Source organism: Roseateles sp. P1_C1_2, assembly GCF_056406535.1.
In genome coordinates, this window is sequence record NZ_JBFUAB010000002.1 from 143,777 (window position 1) to 164,481 (window position 20,705).

Consider the following 20,705-nt stretch of genomic DNA (forward strand, 5'->3'; position numbering starts at 1 on the left):
TAGTTCATGAAGTCAACGGATTTCGGTCCCGCTAGAGGCTCAGGCTCAGCCTGAGCTTCTTGGGCAGCTTGGCCGCCACCAGCTCATGCGAGCGCTTCACCAGCGCCTTCAGCTCCGACAGCGGCAGCGCCTTGGCATCCGATACCGCCACCCAGTGATACCTGGCCGCATACGGCGCCGGCTCGATGCCCGGCACGCCGGTCAGCTCCAGGAAGCGGTGGTCGTCGACCTTGAAGCTGCAATGCGTCCACGTCCCCGGGTGCGGCCCGCCGACGAAGAACATCTTGGCGCCGACGCTCGCGACCCAGTCGGCGCCCCATTTGATGTCCTGGGTGGCGCCGGGCAGTTCCATGGCGTACTTGGCGAGGGCTGAAAAACTCATGGTGGACAGGCCGGGCGGGTGGGGAGACCCATTTTGCACAGCCCCGCAGGGTCGGCGGTGCGAGCCGCCGCGCCCACTTTTTCACGCCGGCGGCGCGCACGCTGGCCATTCGTCGAGCCAGGCGTGCCGCGCGAGGGTGAGCGCCCGGAGAATCGCCAGACACGCCTCATCAAGCCCGCGCTCCGCGCCAATCACGACCTCGCTCGCCGGATGGATTTACTGGACCTGCTCGCCGAACCGACCGCACCCGCTGCGGTCGGCGCGACACCCGCGATCAACGCCTTGCAGCAGGGACTGGCCCTGTTCCACGCCGCGCAGCCGGACTACGCCCGCGCCGTGGGCTGGTTTCGCGCCGCAGCCGATGCGGGTGACGCGGACGGCCTGGCCATGCTGGGCCTGTGCCAGCTGGAAGGCCTGGGCATGCCGGCCGACCCGACCGAGGCCCGCGGGCTGCTGAAACAGGCCGCCGCTCGCCGCAGCGCCATCGGGCGCTTCCAGCTCGGGCGGGTGCTGATGACCGGCCGCGGCGGGCCTGCCGACGAGGGCGCCGGGCTGACCGCCTACGTGACCGCCGCCGCCCTCGGCCATGCCGAAGCCACCTTCAACCTCGCCAACTGCCTGCACGCCGGCGTGGGTTGCCTGCCCGATCGCCTGGCCGCCAAGTCGCTCTATCTGCGCAGCCGGGCGCTGGGCTGCACGCTGCAACCGCAGGGCGTGCGGGTCAGCAAACAGGAACTGAAGGCGGTCAGCGCGCTGGCACAGCGTTTTACGGACCCGAGCCGGCTGTTCTTCCTCGTGCAGGAGCGTCAGCAGGAGCTGGCCCTGGCGCATGCCGTCGCCGAGCCCGGCCCGGCGCAGGAGCGCTCCTCGAGCCCGGCCAAGCCGGGGGCCCTGCACAACGCGGGCAGGATGGCCGCTGGCGTGGTGGCGGCCATGGCCGGCACGCTGGGCCAATATCTGCGGCCGGCATCGCGCGACGCCGGCCCGACGACGATCAACTTCTGACGGCCAGGCCGCGGCGCCAAGCGCGCAGTGCGGAATATTTCACGACCCGCGCGCCCAACAAGTTACACCTTGCAAGAGTCAGGCGGCGCAATCGATGCCGCCTCCCGTGCATGCCCACAATCTAGGGATTAGGCGCCACCGCGCCCTTGCAACAAGACTGTCGTTGGATGAACTCCCGAGATCCGGGCCTCGCCCCACCCCTGCACGCCGCGAATTTCGACGCGACGGCCATCAACCCCCTGCAACATGGGCTGGAGCTGTTCCAGGCCACGCCGCCCGACTATGCCCGCGCCGTGGGCTGGTTCCGCGCCGCGGCTGACGGCGGCGACAGCGACGGCCTGGCCATGCTGGGCCTGTGCCAGCTCGAAGGCCTGGGGCTGCCGGCCGACGCAGCGCTGGCGCGCCCTCTGCTGGAGATGGCCGCGGCGCGCGGCAGCGCCATCGGCCGCTTCCACTACGGGCGCGTGCTGATGACGGGCAGTGGCGGGCCGGCCGACGAGGAGCGCGGCCTGTCGGCCTATGTGGCGGCTGCTGCGGCGGGCCACGCCGAAGCCTGCTTCAACCTGGCCAACTGCCTGTTCGCCGGCGTGGGCTGCCTGCCCGACCGCCTGGCCGCCAAGGCCCTCTACCTGCGCAGCCGCAATCTGGGCTGCACGCTGCGCCCCCAGGGCGTGCGGGTGCAGACGCGTGAGCTCAAGGTCGTCAGCACGCTGGCGCAGCGCTTCGCCGATCCCAACCGGCTGATCTTCCTGATCCAGGAGCGCCAGCAGGAAATCGCCCTCGTGCACGCGGTCGCCCAGCGCGAGCAAAGGCGCAGCGAGCGCGCAAAGCCGCGGGGCTGGCGCAAGGCGGGGCACCTGGCCGCGGGCGTCGCGGCGGCCATGGCCGGCACGCTGAGCCAGTTGTTGAAACCCTCATCACGCGACGCCGGGCCGACGACGGTCAACTACTGACGCCGGCGGCGGGCGCGCCAAAAACTCATCGCGCTGAGAACTCGCGGGCGCGGCGCAGTCGAGAATCCACGACTGCTCCCACCGCCCTCCCCCGCGCCATGCCCGTCATCACCTGCATCGAAGACCTGCGCCAGCTCGCCCAGAAGCGCGTGCCGCGCATGTTCTACGACTACGCCGATTCGGGCTCCTGGACGGAGACGACCTACCGCGCCAACGAAAGCGACTTCCAGGCCATCAAGCTGCGCCAGCGCGTGGCCGTCAACATGGAGGGCCGCAGCACGGCGGTGACGATGGTGGGTCAGGCGGCCAGGATGCCCGTGGCCATCGCGCCCGTGGGCCTGACCGGCATGCAGCACGCCGACGGCGAGATCCACGCCGCGCGGGCGGCCGAGAAGTTCGGCATCCCGTTCACCTTGTCGACGATGAGCATCTGCTCCATCGAGGACATCGCCGAGAACACATCGGCACCCTTCTGGTTCCAGCTCTACATGATGCGCGACCGCGAGGCGATGGCCCGCATGATCGAGCGCTGCAAGGCGGCCAAGTGCTCGGCCCTGGTGCTGACGCTGGACCTGCAGGTCATCGGCCAGCGTCACAAGGACCTGAAGAACGGCCTCACCGCGCCGCCCCGGCCGACGCTCGCCAACGTCATCAACCTGGCCACCAAGCCGCGCTGGTGCCTGGGCATGCTGGGCACCAAGCGCCACACCTTCCGCAACCTCGTCGGCCACGTGAAAGGCGTCAGCGACATGCGCTCGCTGTCGGCCTGGACGAATGAGCAGTTCGACCCGCGCCTGTCCTGGGCCGACATCGCCTGGGTCAAGGAGCAATGGGGTGGCAAGCTCATCCTGAAGGGCATCATGGACGTGGAGGACGCCAGGCTCGCCGTGCAGGCGGGGGCCGACGCCATCGTCGTCAGCAACCACGGCGGGCGCCAGCTCGACGGCGCGCCGAGCAGCATCCATGCGCTGCCGGCCATCGCGGCCGCGGTGGGCGGGCAGACGGAAGTCTGGATGGATGGCGGCATCCGCTCCGGCCAGGATGTGCTGAAGGCCTGGGCTCTTGGCGCGAGAGGCACCATGATCGGCCGCGCCATGGCCTATGGCCTGGGCGCCATGGGCGAGGAAGGCGTGGCCAAGGCGCTGGCCATCCTGCACAAGGAACTGGACGTGACGATGGCCTTCTGCGGCCATACGCAGCTGACGAATGTGACGCGCGACATCCTTGTTCCCGGGACCTACCCGACGGCCTGACTTCTTGCCTGGGGCGCGCGGGCATGCGCTACTGCGGCGCATGAAGACCCTCGCTGCCGCCCTGCTTTCATCGCTGGCCCTGGCCGCCCACGGCGCGCCGACCCCGCAGCCCTGCGCGCCACCCGCCGACCTGAAGACCGAGAGCGACCCCGCTCGCATCCAGCAGCAGGCCATCGCCCTGCTGCCCTGCCTCGCCGAACTCGATCCCCGGCTGCGCGACGACGTCGCCTTCGAGCAGATCGCCGCCTGGGCGCGGGACGCCAAGCTGGAGGCCGCCACCTTGCAGCGGCTGCGCGCCGATCTGGTCGCCGTGCTGGATGCCAAGCCCGCTGTCCCACCCGATATGGCCGGCGTGCACCAGCCCTTTGCGGTGCTGACGCTGGCCGAGGTGGCGCGGGCCGACCGGCTCAAGCCCTTCATGACCGACGAGCAGCGCGCCGAGCTGGTGGACCGCGCGGCGCGCTTCCTGGCGGGCGTGCGCGACTACCGCGGTCTCGTCGCTGGCGAGGGCTGGCGTCACGGCGTGGCGCACGGCGCCGACCTGGCCCTGCAGCTCGGCATGAACGCGGCGCTGGGCCCGGCCCAGCGCCAGCTGCTGCTGGACGCCATCAGCAGCCAGGTGCTGGCCGACCACCGGCATGCCTACCGTTACGGCGAGGGCCAGCGCCTGGCGCGCGCGGCGCTGCAACTGCAGCTCAGGCTCAAGCCGGATGAGGCGGCCCTGCAGGCCTGGCTGGACCGGCTGCTGCAGCCGCTGAAGCAGGCCCAAGCCTGGGACGAGACCGCACTGACCGACCTGCACAATCTGCGCGAATTCCTGTGGCCGCTGCTGGCCGGCGTGCTGGACGTGACCGACGCGAGCCAGCGCGAACGGCTGCAGGCGCCGCTGCAGAAGACGCTGCGCCGCCTGCCCTGAAGGTCAGGGCAGGGTCAGGGCTCAGCCAGCGTGCCGCTCGAAATGCAGGCGGTCGTGCCAGACGCCGTCGAGCAGAAAGCTGCGCTGCGAGCGGCCGAACTCGCGAAAGCCATTGCGCAGCAGCACCTTGATCGATCCCTCGTTGCCGACGCGTGCATTCGCCTCCACGCGCGCCAGGCCCAGCTCGCCAAAGGCCTTGGCCAGCACCAGCCGCACGGCCTCGCTCGCATAACCCTTGCCGCAGGCCGACTCGGCCATGCGGTAGCCCAGGTCGGCCATCTGAAAGTGGCTGCGCTTCACGCCGATCAGGTTGATGCGGCCGACCAGTTCACCGGCCTCGGTGCGGACGAGGAACTGGTAGCCCTTGTCCTCGGCCGCCTCGCGCTCGGCCAGCGCAATGGCGGCGCGCACGCCTTCGGGCGAGTAATAGCTGGCGGGCCGCGAATTGATGCGGGCCTCGAAGAAGGCGCGGTTGTCGGTCTCGAAGCGCAGCAGCTCGTCGGCGCTGTCGAGGGTGGGTGGGGTGAGGAGGAGGGACGGCATGTGCGGCCGATTTGAACAGCCGTTAGGCTTGCGGTCAGGAGGCTCCATGCACCTGACCCGATTCGCCGGCCTGCTGGCCGCCCTGCCCCTGCTGAGCGCCCTCGCCCAGCCCGCCATGCCGACCAGCGAGGCCATAGCCGCCGAGGCGGCGCGGCTGATGGCCGCCACGCAGGCCCAGGGCCTGGCCGTGGCGGTCGTCGACGATGGCCAGGTCGTGCACGTCGGCGCCTACGGCAAGCGCAATGCAGCGGGCGAGCCGCTGCTGGTCGACACGGTCATGTACGGCGCCTCGCTGACCAAGACCGTGTTCGGCTTTGCCGTCATGCAGCAGGTGGAGCGCGGCAAGCTGTCACTGGACCGGCCGCTGGCCGACTACCTCGACAAGCCGCTGCCCGACTACCCCCACGACAGCGAATACGGCCCCTGGCGCCATCTGGCCGGCGACGAGCGCTGGCGCCGCCTGACCGCGCGCATGCTGCTGACCCACAGCAGCGGCTTCGCCAACTTCGCCTTTCTCGAACCCGACCGCAAGCTGCGCATGCATTTCGACCCCGGCACGCGCTACGCGTACTCGGGCGAAGGGCTCATCCTGCTGCAGTTCGTCATGGAGCGCGGCCTGGGTCTGGACATGGGCGCCGAGATCCAGCGCCGCGTGTTCGACCGCTTCGGCATGAAGCGCACCGGCATGATGTGGCGGCCCGATTTCCGGCCCAACCTTGCCGACGGCTGGACCCTGGACGGCCAGGCCGTGCCTCACGACGAGCGCAGCAAGGTGCGCTTGGCCGGGTCCATGGACACGAGCATGGCCGACATGGCCCTCATGGCGGCCGGCTACATCAAGGGCGTCACCCTGTCGCCCGAGGGCGCCGCCGCGCTGACCTCGCCCCAGCTGCCGATCACGACGGCCTCGCAGTTCCCGACGCTGCAGCCGGAGCTGCCGCCCGCGCGGCGCCGCGCCGACCTGGCCGCGGGCCTGGGCGTCATCGTCTTCGACGGGCCGCAGGGCCCGGGCTTCTACAAGGGCGGGCACGACGACAGCACCGGCAACACCTGGGTCTGCGTCAAGGCCAGCCGGCGCTGCGTCGTCATCCTGGCCAACGACGTGCGGGCCGAGCCGGCCTTTCCCCAACTGGTGAAGTTCATCCTCGGCGAGACCGGTGTGCCTTGGCGCTGGGAGTACGGCGGGATGCGGTTCGTGGAATGACGCCTCAGCGCGCCGGCGCGTCGTCGTCCAGCCGTGCGTGGTAGCCGGTGGCGCCCTGCTTCCAATACGCCGCGACCTTCATGGCTTCCTTCGGGTGGCCCTTCTCGCGCAGCAGCACGTCGCGCAACGCGGCCATCCATTGGGCCTCGCCGGCACACCAGACGAAGCCCTCGCCTGCGGGCAGTGCCAACTCACGCAGGGCCTGCGCCAGCGCCTCGGGAGTGGCGAAGTACTGCGGCGTGACCGAGCTGCCAGCGGGCCAGGCCGGTGCGTCGGGCATCAGCAGCAGCACGTCCACGCGCACACCGGCCGGCAGCTCCTCCAGACGGCGCGCGATGGCGGGCCAGGCACTGTCGTCGCCGACGAGCAGGTGCCAGTCGTAGTCCGTCGGGATGACCATGGAGCCGCGCGGGCCGGCCACCGTCAGCATTTGGCCCACCTCAGCCTGCGCGGCCCAGCCCGCAAAGGGGCCATCTCCGTGCAACGCGAACTCGAGCACCAGCTCGCCCCGCTGGGTGTCGAAGGCGCGCGGCGTGTAGTCGCGCATCAGCTGGCCGCCTGACCCGTCGGGCAGCATCAGCTTGACGTGGTCGTCGAAGGAAGCGGAGGCGAAGTCGCGCAGGGATTCGCCCTGCACCGTGATGGCGACGAAGCGGTCGCCGCGCGGCTCGACGCGGCTGACGCGCAGCTCGCGGCGCTGGACCTCATAGCGGATTCGTTGGATGCGGCGTGCAGGCACCAGGCTCATGATGGATTGCATTGGTTGATAATGTCATCCATCATGAAGAATAAAGTTGACAATGTCAACCGTAAGGCCAGCGTCGCGTCGGAGGTCTTCGAGACCATCCACACGCTGATGCACCTGTTCCGCGGCCGCCAGTTCCGCGCGCTGCGCGACGGGCCGTCGGCGGTCACGCACATGGAGGCCAAGGCGCTGGGCTTCTTCGCGCGCCACCCCGGCGCGACACCGAGCGAGCTGGTGGCCAAGAGCGGCCGCGACAAGGCGCAGATCGCCCGGCTGATCGCCGGCCTGAAGGAGCGCGGCCTGCTGCTGGCCGAGACCGACCCCGACGACCGCCGCGTGCAGCGCCTGCGCCTGTCACCCGAGAGCGCGGCCGCGCAGGAGGCCGTGCGTGTGCAGGGCGACAAGCTCGCTCAGGCCGCGATGCAGGGCCTCAGCAAGGTGGAGTGCGACCAACTGCTGGCGCTGCTGGAGCGGGTGCACGCCAATCTGGGCGCGGAAGACTGAGTGTCAACGCCCCGCGGCGCTGACCAGCGCCAGCCCCTCGGCCGGCATCACCGGCCCGGACCCCGCAAGCTCCACGACGACGAGGTAGCCCGCCAGGTCGGCGCGCGCACCGGCGGCGGCATAGGCCTGCGCCAGCGTCAGCTGCCGGCTCGCCATCAGGCGGCCCGTGGCCGGGTCCCAGTCTTCGTTGGAGATCATGCAGCCCTGCTGCGGCGTGCCGGGGAAGTAGCGGCTGCCGGCGTAATAGGCCGGGTTGATCGTCGTGCCGTGGATGAGCAGCTCGTCGCGCCCGGCGCGGCCGGCCAGCCAGGCTTCCTTGATGGCGGCGAAGCTGCGCCAGCTGGGCGGCAGGAAGCTCTCGTACTGCGCCTCGCTCCAGGCGGCCGGCGTGTCGGCATGCTCGAACTCGGCCACCGTCGCCTCGACGGGCAGCTTGCTGTGCAGATAGGGCGTGGGGCCGATGTTGGGATTGGTGGCCGTGCCGGCGCCGACGACGGTGAAGACGCCCTGCGGCGTGTTGCCATTGGTGATGGTGCCGGGCAGGCCGCTGCGTGACAGCGCCAGCTGGGGCTGGGCGAAGAGCTGGCCGCGCGCATCGCGCACGAAACGGCCGTCGGCAGCACGCACCAGCACCAGGCCCATGTCGACGCGGCCGGGGCGCTGCAGGCTGAAGATGACCGGCAGGCCGGGCCGCAGCGGCGCGGCGAGCAGGTCGGCCAGCGGCGGCTGGGCCATGCGCACGGGCGCCACGTCGTCCATCAACGCCAGCAGCCGCGGGTCGTCGCGCCACTGCGGGAACTGGCGCGGCACGAGATCGCGGATGAACTCGGCATGGCCCGGGTTGGCCGCCTTCAGCGTGTAGGCCGCGATGGCGAAGGGCTTGCTTGCCGTCAGTTGGGTCAGCAGCGGCTGCAGGGCGAACTCGGCTTCGGCCCCATACAGCGCGCGTGCCGCCGTCAGGAGGGCTCGCTGGTAGTCCGCGTCGCGGCCGGCCAGCGTCGGCAGGGCCTGCAGCAGCAGCGGCCGCGCGGCGTCGATCTCGAGGTTGTACTGGGCCACGAGATCGAAGAGCCTGGGCAGGGCCGCGTCACGCTCGGGGCCGGGCGGCAGCGCGATGCGGGCGCGGATGTCGGCCAGGGCCGCTTCACGCTGGGCCTGCTCGCCCGCCGTCGACATCGCCGGCCAGTAGAAATCAGCCGGGCGCAGCGCGAGCAACTCGGCGGCGCTGTAGCGCTTCTCGGCGCTGGGCTGGGGCTTCAGGGGTGCGCAGGCGGCAAGGGCCAGCGCGAGCAAGGCGATGAGGAGTCGGGCGATCATGTCGGCAAACCAATTTGCGGGCCGCTGTCGAAATCGCGCGGCCCGCTTCGTCATAGTGTCAGGCAAGCGCCTCTCATCACCCTTCACCGGAGACTCCCATGAACCGACTGACCCTGCTCCCCGTCTTGTTCGCCGCCACGCTGGCCCAGGCCGCGCCGGCTACCTATGTGGTCGACCCGGCCCACACCTACCCCAGCTTCGAGGCCGACCACATGGGCATGTCCTACTGGCGCGGCAAGCTGACGAAGAACTCGGGCAGCATCGTCTACGACAAGGCCAATGGCAGCGGCGGCGTCGACGTGCAGATGGATCTCGCCAGCATCGACTTCGGCCTGGAAGCGATGAACGCCTGGGCCAAGGGCGAGCAGTTCTTCAATGTCGCCAAGAACCCCGGCGCCAGCTTCAAGGGCCGCTTCGAGGGCGCTGTGCCGGCCAAGCTGGTCGGCGAACTGACGCTGAACGGCCGCACCCAACCGATGACGCTGACCATCCACCAGCTCAAGTGCATGCCCCACCCCCTGTTCAAGCGCGACTGGTGCGGCGCCGACGCCTCGGGCACGTTCAACCGCGAGGACTTCGGCCTTGTCGCCGGCAAAGACTGGGGCTTCAAGATGGACGTGAACCTGCGCATCCAGGTCGAGGCGGTAGTGAAGGAGTAGGCACGAAACGAAGAACGGCAGCGAAACGCTGCCGTTCTTCTCCTCCAGCGGCTGCCGTGGAACCGGCTTTGCCGGGCCACTGGCAGCGCCCCCTTGAGGGGGAGGCGCGTCAAGCGCCTCGGGGGCGGGCTACTTCACGCCCATCTCGTCCAAGAGGCGCGTCGTCTTGTCGACGGTGCTCATCTGCCACAGCATGTAGCGCGCATCCAGCGAGATGCTGCGGACCATCTTGGGGTCGAAGCTCCAGTCGGCGATCACCGCGTCCAGCGTGCCGTCGAACAGCAGGCCCACCAGCTCGGCGTTCTTGTTCAGCACCGGCGAGCCGGAGTTGCCACCGGTGGTGTCCAGCGTGGACAGGAAGTTCACGGGCACCGAGTCCAGCGACTTGACGTAGTACTTGCCGAAGTTGCGCGCCTTGATGGCGGCGAGCTGCTCGGCGGGCGCGTTGAATTCGCCGCCGGCCTCGTCCGGGCCCTTGTGCTTGGCGACGATGCCGCGCAGCGTCGTGAACGGCGTCCAGGTGCTGCCGTCGGTGCCGGGGGTGCGGCCCTCGACCTTGCCGTAGCTGATGCGCAGCGTGCTGTTGGCATCGGGGTAGACGGCTTCGCCGCGGCTGGCGTGGTAGTCGATCATGGCCTGCTGCACGCCGGCGTAGGCCTTCTGCAGCTTGCCGCCCAATTCCTTGTCGCGGGTCTCGAGGCGGCGGTCGTCGTCGTAGAGCGCCACGGCAGCCTTGAGGAAGGCGTCATCGCTGGCCTTGAAAGCGGCCGCGTCCTTGTCCAGCCAGCCCATGCGGAAGGCGCTGTCGGACAGCTTGCTGCCGGCAAAGACCTTGTCGAGCTGGGCGCGGATGCCGGCTTCGTCCTGGCCGGCCTTCAGGCCGAGCGCGTCCAGCCACGCCGGGTTCAGCGTATTGGCCGGCTGGGCCAGGTACTGGGCCAGGAAGTGGGCGACGACGCGCTTGTCGGTCTGCTCGTCGTAGCGGCGGTCCAACTGCTGCTGGTTCGCGCGCAGGCGCGGCAGGTCGCGCTCCTGGTAGCCGGCCTTGCGCTCGGCGTCGGGCTTGGCACGTTCCTGCGCGATCAGGTAGAGCTGGCGGGCGGAGTTCAGCAGCGCCGGCGTGATGAAGTTGCCCAGGTATTCGGCGCGCAGGATGGCCTGGCGCTCGGCCAGCAGGCTCTCGGTGGCGGCGATGTCGGCACCGTAGCGCGCCTTGCGCTCGGGCGAGGCGTTGACCCAGGCCTTGAGCTTGTCGAACTCGGCCTGCTTGCGGGCCAGGATGTCGCTGCCGTCGTAGCTCTGCTGCTGGCCCTGCAGGTTCTTGTAGTAGTTCTGCAGGCCCTGCATGCGGGACGCCATCTTGATCTCGCCGTCACGGCGGCCGGCGGTTTCGGCCTTGATGAGGTCGATGGCCTCGCCCATGGCCTTGGCCTGGGCGGGCTGCTGCCAGCCGAAGGCGAAGTCGACTTCGCGCGGCAGGCGGTGGCGGTCGGTGCCGCCCGGATAGCCGGCCACCATGACGAAGTCGCCCTGGCTCAGCGGGCTGCTGGGCATCTTCAGGTGGTGCTTGGGCGTGTAGGGCTTGTTGTCCTTGCTGAAATCGGCCGGTTTGCCATCGGCGCCGACGTAGGCGCGGTAGAAGCTGTAGTCGCCGGTGTGGCGCGGCCAGACCCAGTTGTCGGCATCGCCGCCGAACAGGCCCACGCCGGTCGCCGGCGCGTGCACCAGGCGCACGTCGCGGATCTCGAGCTGCTTGATCAGCTGGTACTGCAGGCCGCCGAAGAAGGCATGGACGGTGCAGCGGTGGCCCTTGTCGGCCTCGCAGGCGGCGACGAGGCCCTTCTGGGTCGTCTCGATGGCGTCGGTGCGGGCCTTGCCGGTCAGGGCACGGGTCTTGTCGTTCAGGATCTCGGCGCTGACGTCCTTCATGTCCACGGTCACCCACATGCGGGTGCCGGGCGCGGCGGGCAGCTCATCGGCCAGCGTGACGGCGTAGAAGCCGTTCTTCAGCAGGTCGCGGTCGGGCTTGGAGTTGTACTGGATGCTGCCGTAGGCGCAGTGATGGTTGGTGACCGCCAGGCCCTGCGGCGACACGAAGCTGGCCGTGCAGCCGGGAATGCCCACGACGGCGCCCATCGGGAAGTCGGTCAGCTCCTTGAGCTTGGCCGGGTCCAGGGCCAGGCCGCCGGCCTTCAGGGACTTGGCGATCTGCGGCAGTTGCTTGGGCATCCACATGCCTTCATCGGCATGGGCAGCGGTGGCGGCCAGCGCGGCCAAGGCCAGCAGCGAAAGGGAATGTCGTGTCATGGAGCGGTTCGGCAGAAGGACGAAACCGCGAGCGTAACCCGCAAGGGCCGCATGCCCCGGGTGAGGAAAGCCAGGCTTCGGCCTGGGGAAAGCCCCCGGGATTGGGGGCAAAGCCCACAAGCGCGCGGAAAGCCCCCGGGATTGGGGACGAATGACACCGCGCGCCGGGAGTTGCGGGCCGAGCGCCGGGCCGCTCCCTAGCCGGCCCGCCTTGGGCGATGTGCTTGTCGGTCAATCCGGCAAGCATCGCCGTCCCTTCGGGGGACCGGCCAAGGTACTCCTTGGACGAGGGGCTTCAGTGCGTCATCCCTATCCATTCGCCGGCGGACTGGTAGGCCTCGAACAAGTCGATGGCCAGGTCAGCCAGGCCGGGGTGATTGCTGCCATGGCCGTCGGCCAGGCGCTCGTAGGCGTACTGGCGGTCGTAGAGCATGCGCGTCGGGTTGATGGCCAGGCCGGCGTCGTTCATCAGCTGGCCGAAGCGCAGCAGATCGGCGGTGCTGACGGGGCCGCTGGTGGCGCTGGCCACCGTCAGGCCCAGGGCGCGGATGTCGCCCAGATGCACGCCCTGCGCGATCTTCAGCCCGCTGTGCACATGGCCCGGGTCGCCCAGGCCGCGGGGTTCATCGGCGGGAATCGGGATCAGATGCAGGGGGATGAGCATGGCGGCCTCGGCGGACTTCTGGCGTGTGCCGCCATCGTGCCGGGGCCGGCGAAAACTGAAGGGCGGATAAAGCTGGAAAAGCCGCCCTTAACTGCCGCTGATGCGATTCAAGTCAGAAGAACTGCAGGTCGAGGTCACCATGCGCGTAGAGCACCACGCCGGTGTCGGTCTCGGTGATGCGGTGGCCGGTGCCGGCCGGGGCCAGCTGGTAGTCGCCCTGCTGCAGCAGCACGTCGTCGAGGAAGAGCTCGCCCTGCACCATCAGGCATTCCTCGTCGTGGCCATGGCTGTGGTTGGGCACGCTGGCGCCGGGGTCGGCGCGGTAGAGCAGCGCGGCCTGGCCGCCGGCCGTCCACAGCACGCGGCGGCGGATGCCGGGCGCGAACTCGGGCCAGCCGGCTTCCACATCACGCACCAGCGTGCGCTTCACGCTGTCGCCGTCAGCTTGGCCGTCGGCTTCGCGCACGAAGACATGGGCGCCGTCGCGGCTGCCGAGCACCGTGGTGCAGCCCGCCGGCAGCAGCAGGAAGTCGCGCAGGCTCAGGCTCTCGGCGTCGATCTCCAGGCTGCCGCGCAACACCAGGAACTCACGCGCTCCGCCCGGCGGCAGCATGAGCTGGGCACCGGCCTGCAATTCGATGACGCTGGCGGCCCGCGGTTCGCCGCGGCGCAGCGTGCGGGCGGCCGGTGCGCGGTAGAGCCAGCGCCGCTGGGCGCCTTCGGCCAGCGTTTCGGCTTCGGCCTTGCGGCGGCGCACGGTGATCATGCCCGCCTCGGCCTTCAGGGACTGGGCGAGGCGCCCGCCCAGGCGCTCGCCCAGGCGGCCCGGCAGGCCCGGCGTCGGCGTGACCCAGGCCTGGGCAAAGGGCTCGCTGAGCAGGGGGCTCAGGTCGCTGCTGTCGTCGTCGGATTCAGGGATGGTGGGCATCGTCTTCATGGCGTCCCCCTTCAGGCCGGCAGCGCATGGGCGCCAGTGTCGCCCAAGGCTTCCCGAAGCGTGATCAAGGCGCGGCGGATCTGCGATTTGACCGTGCCCAGCGGCAGGCTGGTCTGGCTGGCGATCTCCTCATGCGACAGGCCATTGAAGAAGGCCAGCGCGACGAGCTGGCGCGGCTGGGGCTTGAGCAGCAGCAGGGCGCGGTGCAGTTCGGCATGGCCCTGGGCCACGGACAGCAGCTCGTCGCCGGAGTCGGCGGCCGGTGCCGACAGCGGCACGCTCTCCTCGTCGAGCTCCTCATGCTGGAAGCGGGCCTCGCGGCGGATGGCGTCGATGGCGCGCGAACGGGCCATGCCCAGCAGCCAGGTCAGCGGCCGGCCGCGCTCGGCGTCGAAACGCGGCGCCTGGCGCCAGACCTGGAAATAGACCTCCTCGGCGACCTCCTCGGCCAGCTGGCTGCGGCGCACCAGGCGCAGCACCAGGCCATAGACGCGCGACAGCGTCGCCTCATACAGAGCCAGCAGCGCGCGCTCGTCGTGCTCGACGATGCCGTCTATCCAGGCGGCAAGCTGGGCGTCGTCCAGCGTCGGGCAGCCCGGCCTGGCGGCGGCCGCCTCGGCGACACAGGGCTCGTCCAGTTCGGCGTCATGCGGATCGACGTCGTCGAACAGCAGCGCCGGGTTGGGCGGCTCTTCGCCGGTCTCGGTGGGGTGTGGCAGGGTCATGTGATGTCCTCAAACCAACAGTTGGTCCACGTGCGGCTCGGCGCCGCGCAGGAAGATGGTGGCGCCCGTCTCGGTGCTGATGCTGGCATGCAGGCTGCCGGCACGGGCCAGGTGGTAGCCGCCGGGGCCGACCTCGATCTGGCTGCCGACCTTGAGCACGCCCTCCAGCACCAGGCATTCCTCGTCCACCGGGTGACGGTGGGCTTCGAGGCGGGCGCCGGGCGCGAAACGCAGCAGATAGCTCAGAATGCCGTCGTTTTCATGCAAGACCTTGATCTCCACCCCTTGGCCGAAAGGCTGCCAGCCGGCCGGGCCCGCGGGCACGGTCTGGTGGCTGTCGTCGGTGTCGGCCACGCGCTCCAGCAGGCGGCGGCGGATGGCGCGGGCCTGGACAGGGGTGGCGGCGGGGGAGGTCATGGAAAGCTGATACGCAGCGGTAAGAATTCCGGATGCAGCGTAAACCTCGGCATCTACCCTGGGTAGCCCGGCGTATCCCCTTTGCATGTCTCAAATCGCTTTTTTTGATCTCGTCAGCCATTGGCGCCTGGATGCGCCGGTTCCCCGCGTCTGGCAGGCCATCACCGAAACCGAGCACTGGCCACGCTGGTGGCCAGGCGTCGTGGGGGTGCGCAAGCTGCGCAGCGGCGACGGCACCGGCGTGGGGCTGCTGCAGGAAATCACCTTCCGCACCGGCCTGGGCTACCGGCTGCACCTGCAGCTGGAAGTGACCGAGGTGCTGAAGGAAGAGCGCCTGCGCGCCCGGGCAGCCGGCACGCTGGCGGGCGAAGGCATCTGGCTGATGAAGCAGGCCCTGCCCGAGGCGGGCAGCCACACCGACGTCACTTTCGTCTGGCGCGTCACGCTGCCGCCGGGCATCCTGCGCTGGACGGCGCCGCTGCTGGCGCCGTTGTTCCGGTGGAATCACAAAAGGGTGATGCGGGCAGGCAGACTCGGACTGATCGGTTACCTGGCACGGCGGCAGCCCAGATGAAGTCCCGCCGCGAACGCGAACACGCCCGAAACGAGGCCCTGGCCCAGGCCGTCCTCGTCTGCCTCGTCATCGAAGGGCTGGCTTTGCTGGTGTTTAACCAGTTCTCCGACAGCTTGATGGAGGCCACCCTGCGTTCCGCTTTGTGGCTCGGCCCCATCTCATTCTGGATTGCTCGGGCGTTTTACCGCCGGCGGCTGCGGGCGAAGCTGAAGTCTGGCTGACTCAAGCTTTCGGCAGCGTCACCCCCACCTGCCCCTGGTACTTCCCGCCCCGATCCTTGTAGCTGACCTCGCAGACCTCGTCGCTCTCGAAGAACAGCACCTGGGCGCAGCCTTCACCGGCATAGATCTTGGCGGGCAGCGGCGTGGTGTTGCTGAACTCCAGCGTCACATAGCCTTCCCATTCCGGCTCGAAGGGCGTCACGTTGACGATGATGCCGCAGCGGGCATAGGTGCTCTTGCCCAGGCAGACCGTCAGCACATTGCGCGGGATGCGGAAGTACTCCATCGTGCGCGCCAGCGCGAAGCTGTTGGGCGGGATGATGCAGACGTCCTTGTTGATGTCGACGAAGCTGTTCTCGTCGAAGTTCTTCGGGTCCACCACCGTGCTGTGGATGTTGGTGAAGACCTTGAACTCGGGCGCGCAGCGGATGTCGTAGCCGTAGCTCGAGGTGCCGTAGCTGATGATCTTGCGGCCGTCCTGCTCGCGCACCTGGCCGGGCTCGAAGGGCTCGATCATGCCGTGCTGCTCGCACATGCGGCGGATCCACTTGTCGCTCTTGATGCTCATGTCGTTTTCCTTGTTTAGCGCGGAGTCACGCCGTCGAAATAGGTGCCGCCGTCGAGGTCCAGGACAAAACCCTTGACCGTCGCCCGCTCGGGCACGGCGATGCGCCCGCTGGCAATCGGCGTCCAGGGCAGCTCCTGCATGGCGATGCGCTGGGCCTTGGCATAGATGGCCTTGCGCTCTTCCTGCTTGAGGGTCTGGCGCGCCTCGGCGAGCAGCTTGTCGTAGGCCGGGTTGCACCAGAAGGCGCCGTTGTTGGCGCCGCAGGCGAGCTGGCCGAAGGTATTGGCGGGCTCGGGGTCGCTGTTCCAGCCGCTGAGCGCCGTGTCGTGCTCGCCGGCATCGATGCGCCGCAGATACTCACCCCACTCGTAGGTGACGATGCGCGCCGTGACGCCCACCTTGGCCCAGTCGGCCTGGATCATCTGCGCCATGCGCTGGCCGTTGGGGTTGTAGTTGCGCACCACGGGCATGGCCCACAGCGTGATGTTCAGCGGCAGCACGCCGGCCTTCTCCAGCATGGCCTTCGCCCGGGCGGGGTCGTAGGGCGTGGGCTTGAGCGTTGCGTCATGGGCCCAGTTGGCGGCCGCGATATTGCTGGTGGCCAGGGTGCCGGCATCGCCGTAGACGGTGCGCACGATCGCGGCCTTGTCGATGGCCATGTCCAGGGCCTGGCGCACCTCGACCTTGGCCAGCGCCGGGCGCCGGGTGTTGTAGGCCAGGATGCCGATGTTCATGCCCGGCGCGGTGGCGAGCTTGATGGCCGGGTCCTTCTTCAGCTCGTCGAGTTCGGCCGGGCCGACGGGGGCGGCGATGTCGCACTCGTTGCGCTTGAGGCGCTGGGCGCGCACGCTGGCGTCGGGGGTGACGGCGTAGACGAGCTGGTCGACGACCGGGCGCTCGGCCTTGCGCCACCAGGTCGGATGCTTCACGTAGCGGATGACGCTGTCTGCGCGGAAGCTCTTCAACTGGAAGGGTCCGGTGCCAACCGGCATCTGCGCAATGCGATGCGGCGTGCCGGCCTTGAGCAGCTGGGCGCCCAGTTCGGCCGACTGCATCAGCGTGAAGGTGAAGCTCAGGGCCGACAGGAAGGAGGCGTCGCGCTCGGCCAGCGTGATGCGCACTTGGTGGTCGCCGAGCTTCTCGACCTTGCGGATCAGCTTTTCCCAGCCGAAGGACAGCACATAGGGCGACACGCTGGGGAAGGCCTTGGCGAATTCGCTGTCGCGGCTGAGCAGCCGGCCGAAGGTGAAGAGCACGTCGTCGGCATTGAACTCGCGCGTGGGCTTGAAGCCCTCGACGGTGTGCCAGGTGACGCCCTTGCGAAGCTCGAAGGTGTAGGCCAGGCCATCGGGGCTGATGGCCCAGCTCTGTGCCAGGCCGGGAATGAGTTCGTCCGTGCCACGCTTGGGTTCGACCAGTGTGCCGAAGACCGGCATGTGGGCGACATGGTCGACATAGCTGTCGGTCATCGCCGGGTCGAAGGTCTTGGGGCTGCCGGCCGTGCAGTAGCGCAGCGTGGTGTCGGCGCCGGCTGCCAGTGGCACGGCAAGCAGCAGTGCGGCCAGCAACTTCACTTCGTAATCTCCGCCGAAGGCACGAAGGGCAGGATGCCCATGGTTTGATAGAGCGCCGACGGTGACAGCGCCTGGCCGCCCTTGATGACCAGCGCGACGCGCCGGATGGCGCGGATGTCGGCCACCGGGTCGCCGTCCACCAGCACCAGGTCGGCCCGCTTGCCGCGCTCGATGCTGCCGATCTCGTTCAGCCGGTCGCTGTATTTGGCACCGTTCCACGTGGCGATCTTGAGCGCCTGCGCGGCCGGGATGCCGGCCTGCACATAGAGCTCCAGCTCGCGCTGCAGCGCAAAGCCGGGCGTCGCATCGGTGCCCGCCACCAGCGGGATGCCGGCCGCGTACATGCGGCGCAGCAGGTCCGTCATGACCTTCCAGCTGGCGCCCCAGCGTTTGGCCTTGGTGTCGTCCATGTCGACCTCGGCCGACAGAAAACTCCGCTGCACGACGGCCGGCAGGTTGGCAGCCACCATGGCATAGCTCGGATTGGGCTGGCCCTGGCGCTGCGTGTACTGGGCCTCGAAGGCAGTCATCGTCGCGTCAACGACGGTGCCCTTCTTCTTCAGCAGCGCGAGGAAGTCCTGGGTGCGGCGGTCGTTGAGCTTGAGGTCGGCGGCCTTGTCGCCCGGCAAGTTGAAGCGCAGCAGCGTGCGCGTGTCGTCGCCCTTGCTGACGAGGAAGTTCAGTGTGACCTGGTTGATGTGGTGCAGCTCGTCATAGCCCGCCTCGACGGCCTGGCGCGCCGTCATGAAGGCCGGTACATGGCCACCGGTGCGCAGGCCCAGCTCGCGCGCATGCGCCACCATCGGCTTCACCCATTCGGGACGGATGGAGTTGTAGAGCTTGAGCTGGCGATAACCATGGGCCGCATACCAGTCGATGGCGGCGAGGGCATCGGGCAGGTTGTCGGGCACGAAGTCGGCCTGCGACGAGAACGGGCTCTTGCCTTCGATGAAGCCATTGGCGGCGATGCGCGGCCCCAGCACCTCGCCGCGCTCGATGCGGCCTTTGAGTTCGGCCAGGTCGGCGTTGCTGTTGCCGACGTCGCGCACCGAGGTGACGCCCGAAGCCAGGTTGAGCAGCAGCGCACTGGCGTCCAGGTGGGCGTGCATGTCGATGAAGCCGGGCAGCAGCGTGCGGCCCTTGCCGCTGATGCGCTGCTCGGGTGCGGCGCTCGGCAGGCTGCCGGGCTTGGCGATGGCCGCGATGCGGCCCTCCAACAGGTAGACGTCAGACGGACCGCGCAGCACGGCGGCCTGTGCGTCGAACCAGCGCACGCCCTCGATGACGGTCAAGCCCGGCAGCGACTTGGGCAGCGTCTTGGCCAGGCGCTCCAGGCGCGCCAGCTGGGCGGCTTTCTGCACGTCCGCGAGGCGATCCATCTCGGCCTCGAAGCCCTGCAGCAGCGTGCCGCCCCAGCCCGGCGAGACCTGGGCGAACAGTGCGTGGTTGTCCTCGCGCAACCAAAGATAGCTGGGATCGAGATCCAGACCTTCGACGGCGTAGAGGCCGACGTCGAAGCTGGCGCCGGCGGGCCTGAGCGTCTGCACGCGCTCGATGCTGACCTGGCCCACGGGCAACGCGGCAGCGCGTTGGTTGGGGCGCTTCAGCAGCGTCTGGGCCAGGCGGCCGGCCCAGGCCGGACTGGCCTGCACGGGCAGGTAGACGAGATCGCGCCCTGCCCCGGGCTTGTCGCCACGGTCCACCGGCGAGCGCCAGCTGGCGCGGCCATCCTTGAGCTCGAAGTTCTCATCGATGCGCGCGCCGTAGGTGGAGACTCCCTCGGTGCGGTAGCTCAGCCAGGCGCCGTCGGTGGCGAACTCGAGCACTTCCTTCTGGTCCGGGCCCCGGCCGTTGTTGCGGTAGCTGTGGTCGGTCTCCAGCCGGCTGGCCGTCTCATTGACCAGGAGGCGCCCGCAACTCACCTTGGCGCACATCACCGTGTAGGTCTGGGTCTGGGCCAGCAGGGGCGTGGCGGCGGCTGCCAGCAGCAGCGCGATCAACGGAGGCAGGAGCTTCATCGACGAGTTTCCTGATGTCTTAGGTGGCGCGCACTTTACTGAGCGACGCGACCCCCTTGTTGGCCAGCATGTCGGCGCGTTCGTTGCCGGGGTCGCCGGCATGGCCTTTGACCCAGCGCCAGTCCACCGTGTGCAGCTTGCGAAGCGCGTCCAGGCGCTGCCAGAGGTCGGCGTTCTTGACCGGCTTGCCGTCGGCCGTCTTCCAGCCGCGGCGCTGCCAGCCGATGATCCATTCGGTGATGCCCTTGCGCACGTACTCGCTGTCCAGATAGACGACGACGTCGCAGCTGCGCTTGAGCGAGGCCAGCGCCTCGATGGGTGCGGTCAGCTCCATGCGGTTGTTGGTCGTCTCGCGCTCGCCGCCGAAGAGTTCCTTGTCGTGACCGCCGCTGGACAGCCAGGCGCCCCAACCGCCGGGGCCGGGGTTGCCCTTGCAGGCGCCGTCGGTATAGATGGTGACCTGGGGCTTCTTGATGGCCAGCGCAGGCTTGGTGGGTTCAGTCATTCTTCTTGTGATGATGGTTGTTCAACGCGACGGCCGGCGCCTTCTTGGCCGCCGCGCGCGAATTCTTGGCCAGGCCGATCATGCGCATGCCCTGCACGCGCTTGACCGCCTGGATGAAATAGACGGCGCCCAGCACCGGCCACCAGCGCGAGCCGACGCCATCGACCCAGCGCCAGCGCTGCAGCCAGGCGTCCGTGCGCAGCGGCGGGCGGTAGATGCCGAAGCGCGCCGCCTCGACATCGAAGCTCAGCAGCTTGAGCCAGTCGCGCAGCCGCCAGTAGCCGATGAAGTCGCCGTCACGCGGCAGATAGGGCTCGCCACGGCGCTTGAGCCGCCCCAGGTTCTGCCGCAGGCCCCACAGGCTGGCCGGGTTCAGGCCGAAGACGATGAGGCGCCCCTCCGGCCGCAGCACGCGCTCCACTTCGCGCAGCAGCGCATGGGCGTCGGGCGCCAGCTCCAGCGCATGCGGCAGCAGCACGAGATCGAGGCTGGCACTCTCGAAAGGCAGGGCGTCGAAGTCGCAAAGCAGGTCGCGGCCGGCCAGCCAGCGGTGAGGCATGCGGTTGGTCTGCAGACCGTCCAGTTCGGGTAGGCCGAGCTGCAGGGCGTGAAACCCGAACAGATCGGTCACGGCCGCATCGACCTGGGCCTGCTCCCAGGCAAGCAGATGGCGCCCGGGCGGGGTTTGCAGCCAGGCTGCCAAATCTATACTCG

23 protein-coding genes are annotated in these 20,705 nt (G+C 69.3%); 9 read left to right on the top strand and 14 right to left on the bottom strand.

Going from position 1 to position 20,705, the window contains the following annotated elements:
* Positions 1–31: 31 nt before the first annotated feature.
* Complete coding sequence (locus tag AC1D2H_RS02480; protein WP_477928621.1) at positions 32–382, bottom strand: MmcQ/YjbR family DNA-binding protein; 351 nt, start codon at positions 380–382, stop codon at positions 32–34.
* A 210-nt stretch (positions 383–592) separates the two neighbouring features.
* On the opposite strand from AC1D2H_RS02480, the gene AC1D2H_RS02485 reads away from it, so the two are divergent.
* The 4 genes from AC1D2H_RS02485 (at position 593) to AC1D2H_RS02500 (ending at position 4,509) form a co-directional block, all read left to right on the top strand.
* Complete coding sequence (locus AC1D2H_RS02485; RefSeq protein ID WP_478009755.1) at positions 593–1,387, top strand: tetratricopeptide repeat protein; 795 nt, start codon at positions 593–595, stop codon at positions 1,385–1,387.
* A gap of 167 nt (positions 1,388–1,554) precedes the next feature.
* Positions 1,555–2,340 carry a tetratricopeptide repeat protein gene (locus AC1D2H_RS02490; RefSeq protein WP_477928618.1) on the top strand — a complete coding sequence of 262 codons (786 nt, stop codon included), beginning with the start codon at positions 1,555–1,557 and terminating at the stop codon, positions 2,338–2,340.
* Positions 2,341–2,438: 98 nt separating this feature from the next.
* Positions 2,439–3,593, top strand: a complete 1,155-nt coding sequence (locus AC1D2H_RS02495) for an alpha-hydroxy acid oxidase (protein WP_478009756.1) — start codon at positions 2,439–2,441, stop codon at positions 3,591–3,593.
* Positions 3,594–3,633: 40 nt separating this feature from the next.
* On the top strand, positions 3,634–4,509 hold the full coding sequence (locus AC1D2H_RS02500) for a DUF2785 domain-containing protein (protein WP_478009757.1): 876 nt from the start codon (positions 3,634–3,636) through the stop codon (positions 4,507–4,509).
* 21 nt (positions 4,510–4,530) lie between these two features.
* Here the strand turns inward: AC1D2H_RS02500 and AC1D2H_RS02505 are convergent, their stop codons facing one another.
* Positions 4,531–5,052, bottom strand: a complete 522-nt coding sequence (locus AC1D2H_RS02505; RefSeq protein ID WP_478009758.1) for a GNAT family N-acetyltransferase — start codon at positions 5,050–5,052, stop codon at positions 4,531–4,533.
* A gap of 46 nt (positions 5,053–5,098) precedes the next feature.
* On the opposite strand from AC1D2H_RS02505, the gene AC1D2H_RS02510 reads away from it, so the two are divergent.
* On the top strand, positions 5,099–6,256 hold the full coding sequence (locus AC1D2H_RS02510) for a serine hydrolase domain-containing protein (RefSeq protein ID WP_478009759.1): 1,158 nt from the start codon (positions 5,099–5,101) through the stop codon (positions 6,254–6,256).
* Between the two features lie 4 nt (positions 6,257–6,260).
* Here the strand turns inward: AC1D2H_RS02510 and AC1D2H_RS02515 are convergent, their stop codons facing one another.
* Positions 6,261–7,004 carry a siderophore-interacting protein gene (locus tag AC1D2H_RS02515; protein WP_478009760.1) on the bottom strand — a complete coding sequence of 248 codons (744 nt, stop codon included), beginning with the start codon at positions 7,002–7,004 and terminating at the stop codon, positions 6,261–6,263.
* Positions 7,005–7,037: 33 nt separating this feature from the next.
* On the opposite strand from AC1D2H_RS02515, the gene AC1D2H_RS02520 reads away from it, so the two are divergent.
* Complete coding sequence (locus AC1D2H_RS02520; protein ID WP_478009761.1) at positions 7,038–7,505, top strand: MarR family winged helix-turn-helix transcriptional regulator; 468 nt, start codon at positions 7,038–7,040, stop codon at positions 7,503–7,505.
* 3 nt (positions 7,506–7,508) lie between these two features.
* On the opposite strand, the gene AC1D2H_RS02525 is transcribed toward AC1D2H_RS02520, so the two are convergent.
* Positions 7,509–8,822 (bottom strand): hypothetical protein, encoded by a 1,314-nt coding sequence (locus AC1D2H_RS02525; RefSeq protein WP_478009762.1) that lies wholly within the window; start codon positions 8,820–8,822, stop codon positions 7,509–7,511.
* Between the two features lie 98 nt (positions 8,823–8,920).
* Here AC1D2H_RS02525 and AC1D2H_RS02530 point away from each other — a divergent pair, with 98 nt between their 5' ends.
* Positions 8,921–9,481: a YceI family protein gene (locus AC1D2H_RS02530; RefSeq protein WP_478009763.1), complete on the top strand. Its 561-nt coding sequence runs from the start codon at positions 8,921–8,923 to the stop codon at positions 9,479–9,481.
* A gap of 129 nt (positions 9,482–9,610) precedes the next feature.
* Here AC1D2H_RS02530 and AC1D2H_RS02535 read toward each other — a convergent pair whose 3' ends face one another.
* The 5 genes from AC1D2H_RS02535 to AC1D2H_RS02555 form a co-directional block, all read right to left on the bottom strand.
* Positions 9,611–11,788 (bottom strand): S46 family peptidase, encoded by a 2,178-nt coding sequence (locus AC1D2H_RS02535; protein ID WP_478009764.1) that lies wholly within the window; start codon positions 11,786–11,788, stop codon positions 9,611–9,613.
* Positions 11,789–12,083: 295 nt separating this feature from the next.
* Complete coding sequence (locus tag AC1D2H_RS02540; protein WP_478009765.1) at positions 12,084–12,452, bottom strand: hypothetical protein; 369 nt, start codon at positions 12,450–12,452, stop codon at positions 12,084–12,086.
* A 112-nt stretch (positions 12,453–12,564) separates the two neighbouring features.
* Positions 12,565–13,389: a cupin domain-containing protein gene (locus tag AC1D2H_RS02545; RefSeq protein WP_478009766.1), complete on the bottom strand. Its 825-nt coding sequence runs from the start codon at positions 13,387–13,389 to the stop codon at positions 12,565–12,567.
* 11 nt (positions 13,390–13,400) lie between these two features.
* Positions 13,401–14,114, bottom strand: a complete 714-nt coding sequence (locus tag AC1D2H_RS02550; RefSeq protein WP_478009767.1) for a sigma-70 family RNA polymerase sigma factor — start codon at positions 14,112–14,114, stop codon at positions 13,401–13,403.
* A 9-nt stretch (positions 14,115–14,123) separates the two neighbouring features.
* Entirely contained in the window at positions 14,124–14,531 is a 408-nt protein-coding gene (locus AC1D2H_RS02555; protein WP_477928595.1) for a cupin domain-containing protein, read from the bottom strand.
* An 85-nt stretch (positions 14,532–14,616) separates the two neighbouring features.
* Between AC1D2H_RS02555 and AC1D2H_RS02560 the strand changes: the two genes are divergently transcribed.
* Entirely contained in the window at positions 14,617–15,105 is a 489-nt protein-coding gene (locus AC1D2H_RS02560; RefSeq protein ID WP_478009768.1) for an SRPBCC family protein, read from the top strand.
* Entirely contained in the window at positions 15,102–15,326 is a 225-nt protein-coding gene (locus AC1D2H_RS02565; RefSeq protein ID WP_478009769.1) for a hypothetical protein, read from the top strand. Before AC1D2H_RS02560 ends, AC1D2H_RS02565 begins: the two co-directional genes overlap by 4 nt.
* A gap of 1 nt (position 15,327) precedes the next feature.
* On the opposite strand, the gene dcd is transcribed toward AC1D2H_RS02565, so the two are convergent.
* The 5 genes from dcd to AC1D2H_RS02590 are packed head-to-tail and all read right to left on the bottom strand — an operon-like array spanning position 15,328 to position 20,694.
* Positions 15,328–15,894 carry a dCTP deaminase gene (gene dcd / locus AC1D2H_RS02570; protein ID WP_478009770.1) on the bottom strand — a complete coding sequence of 189 codons (567 nt, stop codon included), beginning with the start codon at positions 15,892–15,894 and terminating at the stop codon, positions 15,328–15,330.
* A 14-nt stretch (positions 15,895–15,908) separates the two neighbouring features.
* Positions 15,909–17,468 (bottom strand): ABC transporter substrate-binding protein, encoded by a 1,560-nt coding sequence (locus tag AC1D2H_RS02575; protein ID WP_478009771.1) that lies wholly within the window; start codon positions 17,466–17,468, stop codon positions 15,909–15,911.
* Positions 17,465–19,486 (bottom strand): amidohydrolase family protein, encoded by a 2,022-nt coding sequence (locus AC1D2H_RS02580; RefSeq protein ID WP_478009772.1) that lies wholly within the window; start codon positions 19,484–19,486, stop codon positions 17,465–17,467. The genes AC1D2H_RS02575 and AC1D2H_RS02580 overlap by 4 nt, the downstream gene beginning before the upstream one ends.
* A gap of 19 nt (positions 19,487–19,505) precedes the next feature.
* On the bottom strand, positions 19,506–19,991 hold the full coding sequence (rnhA, locus tag AC1D2H_RS02585; RefSeq protein ID WP_478009773.1) for a ribonuclease HI: 486 nt from the start codon (positions 19,989–19,991) through the stop codon (positions 19,506–19,508).
* Positions 19,984–20,694 carry a class I SAM-dependent methyltransferase gene (locus tag AC1D2H_RS02590; protein ID WP_478009774.1) on the bottom strand — a complete coding sequence of 237 codons (711 nt, stop codon included), beginning with the start codon at positions 20,692–20,694 and terminating at the stop codon, positions 19,984–19,986. The genes rnhA and AC1D2H_RS02590 overlap by 8 nt, the downstream gene beginning before the upstream one ends.
* Positions 20,695–20,705: the final 11 nt, after the last annotated feature.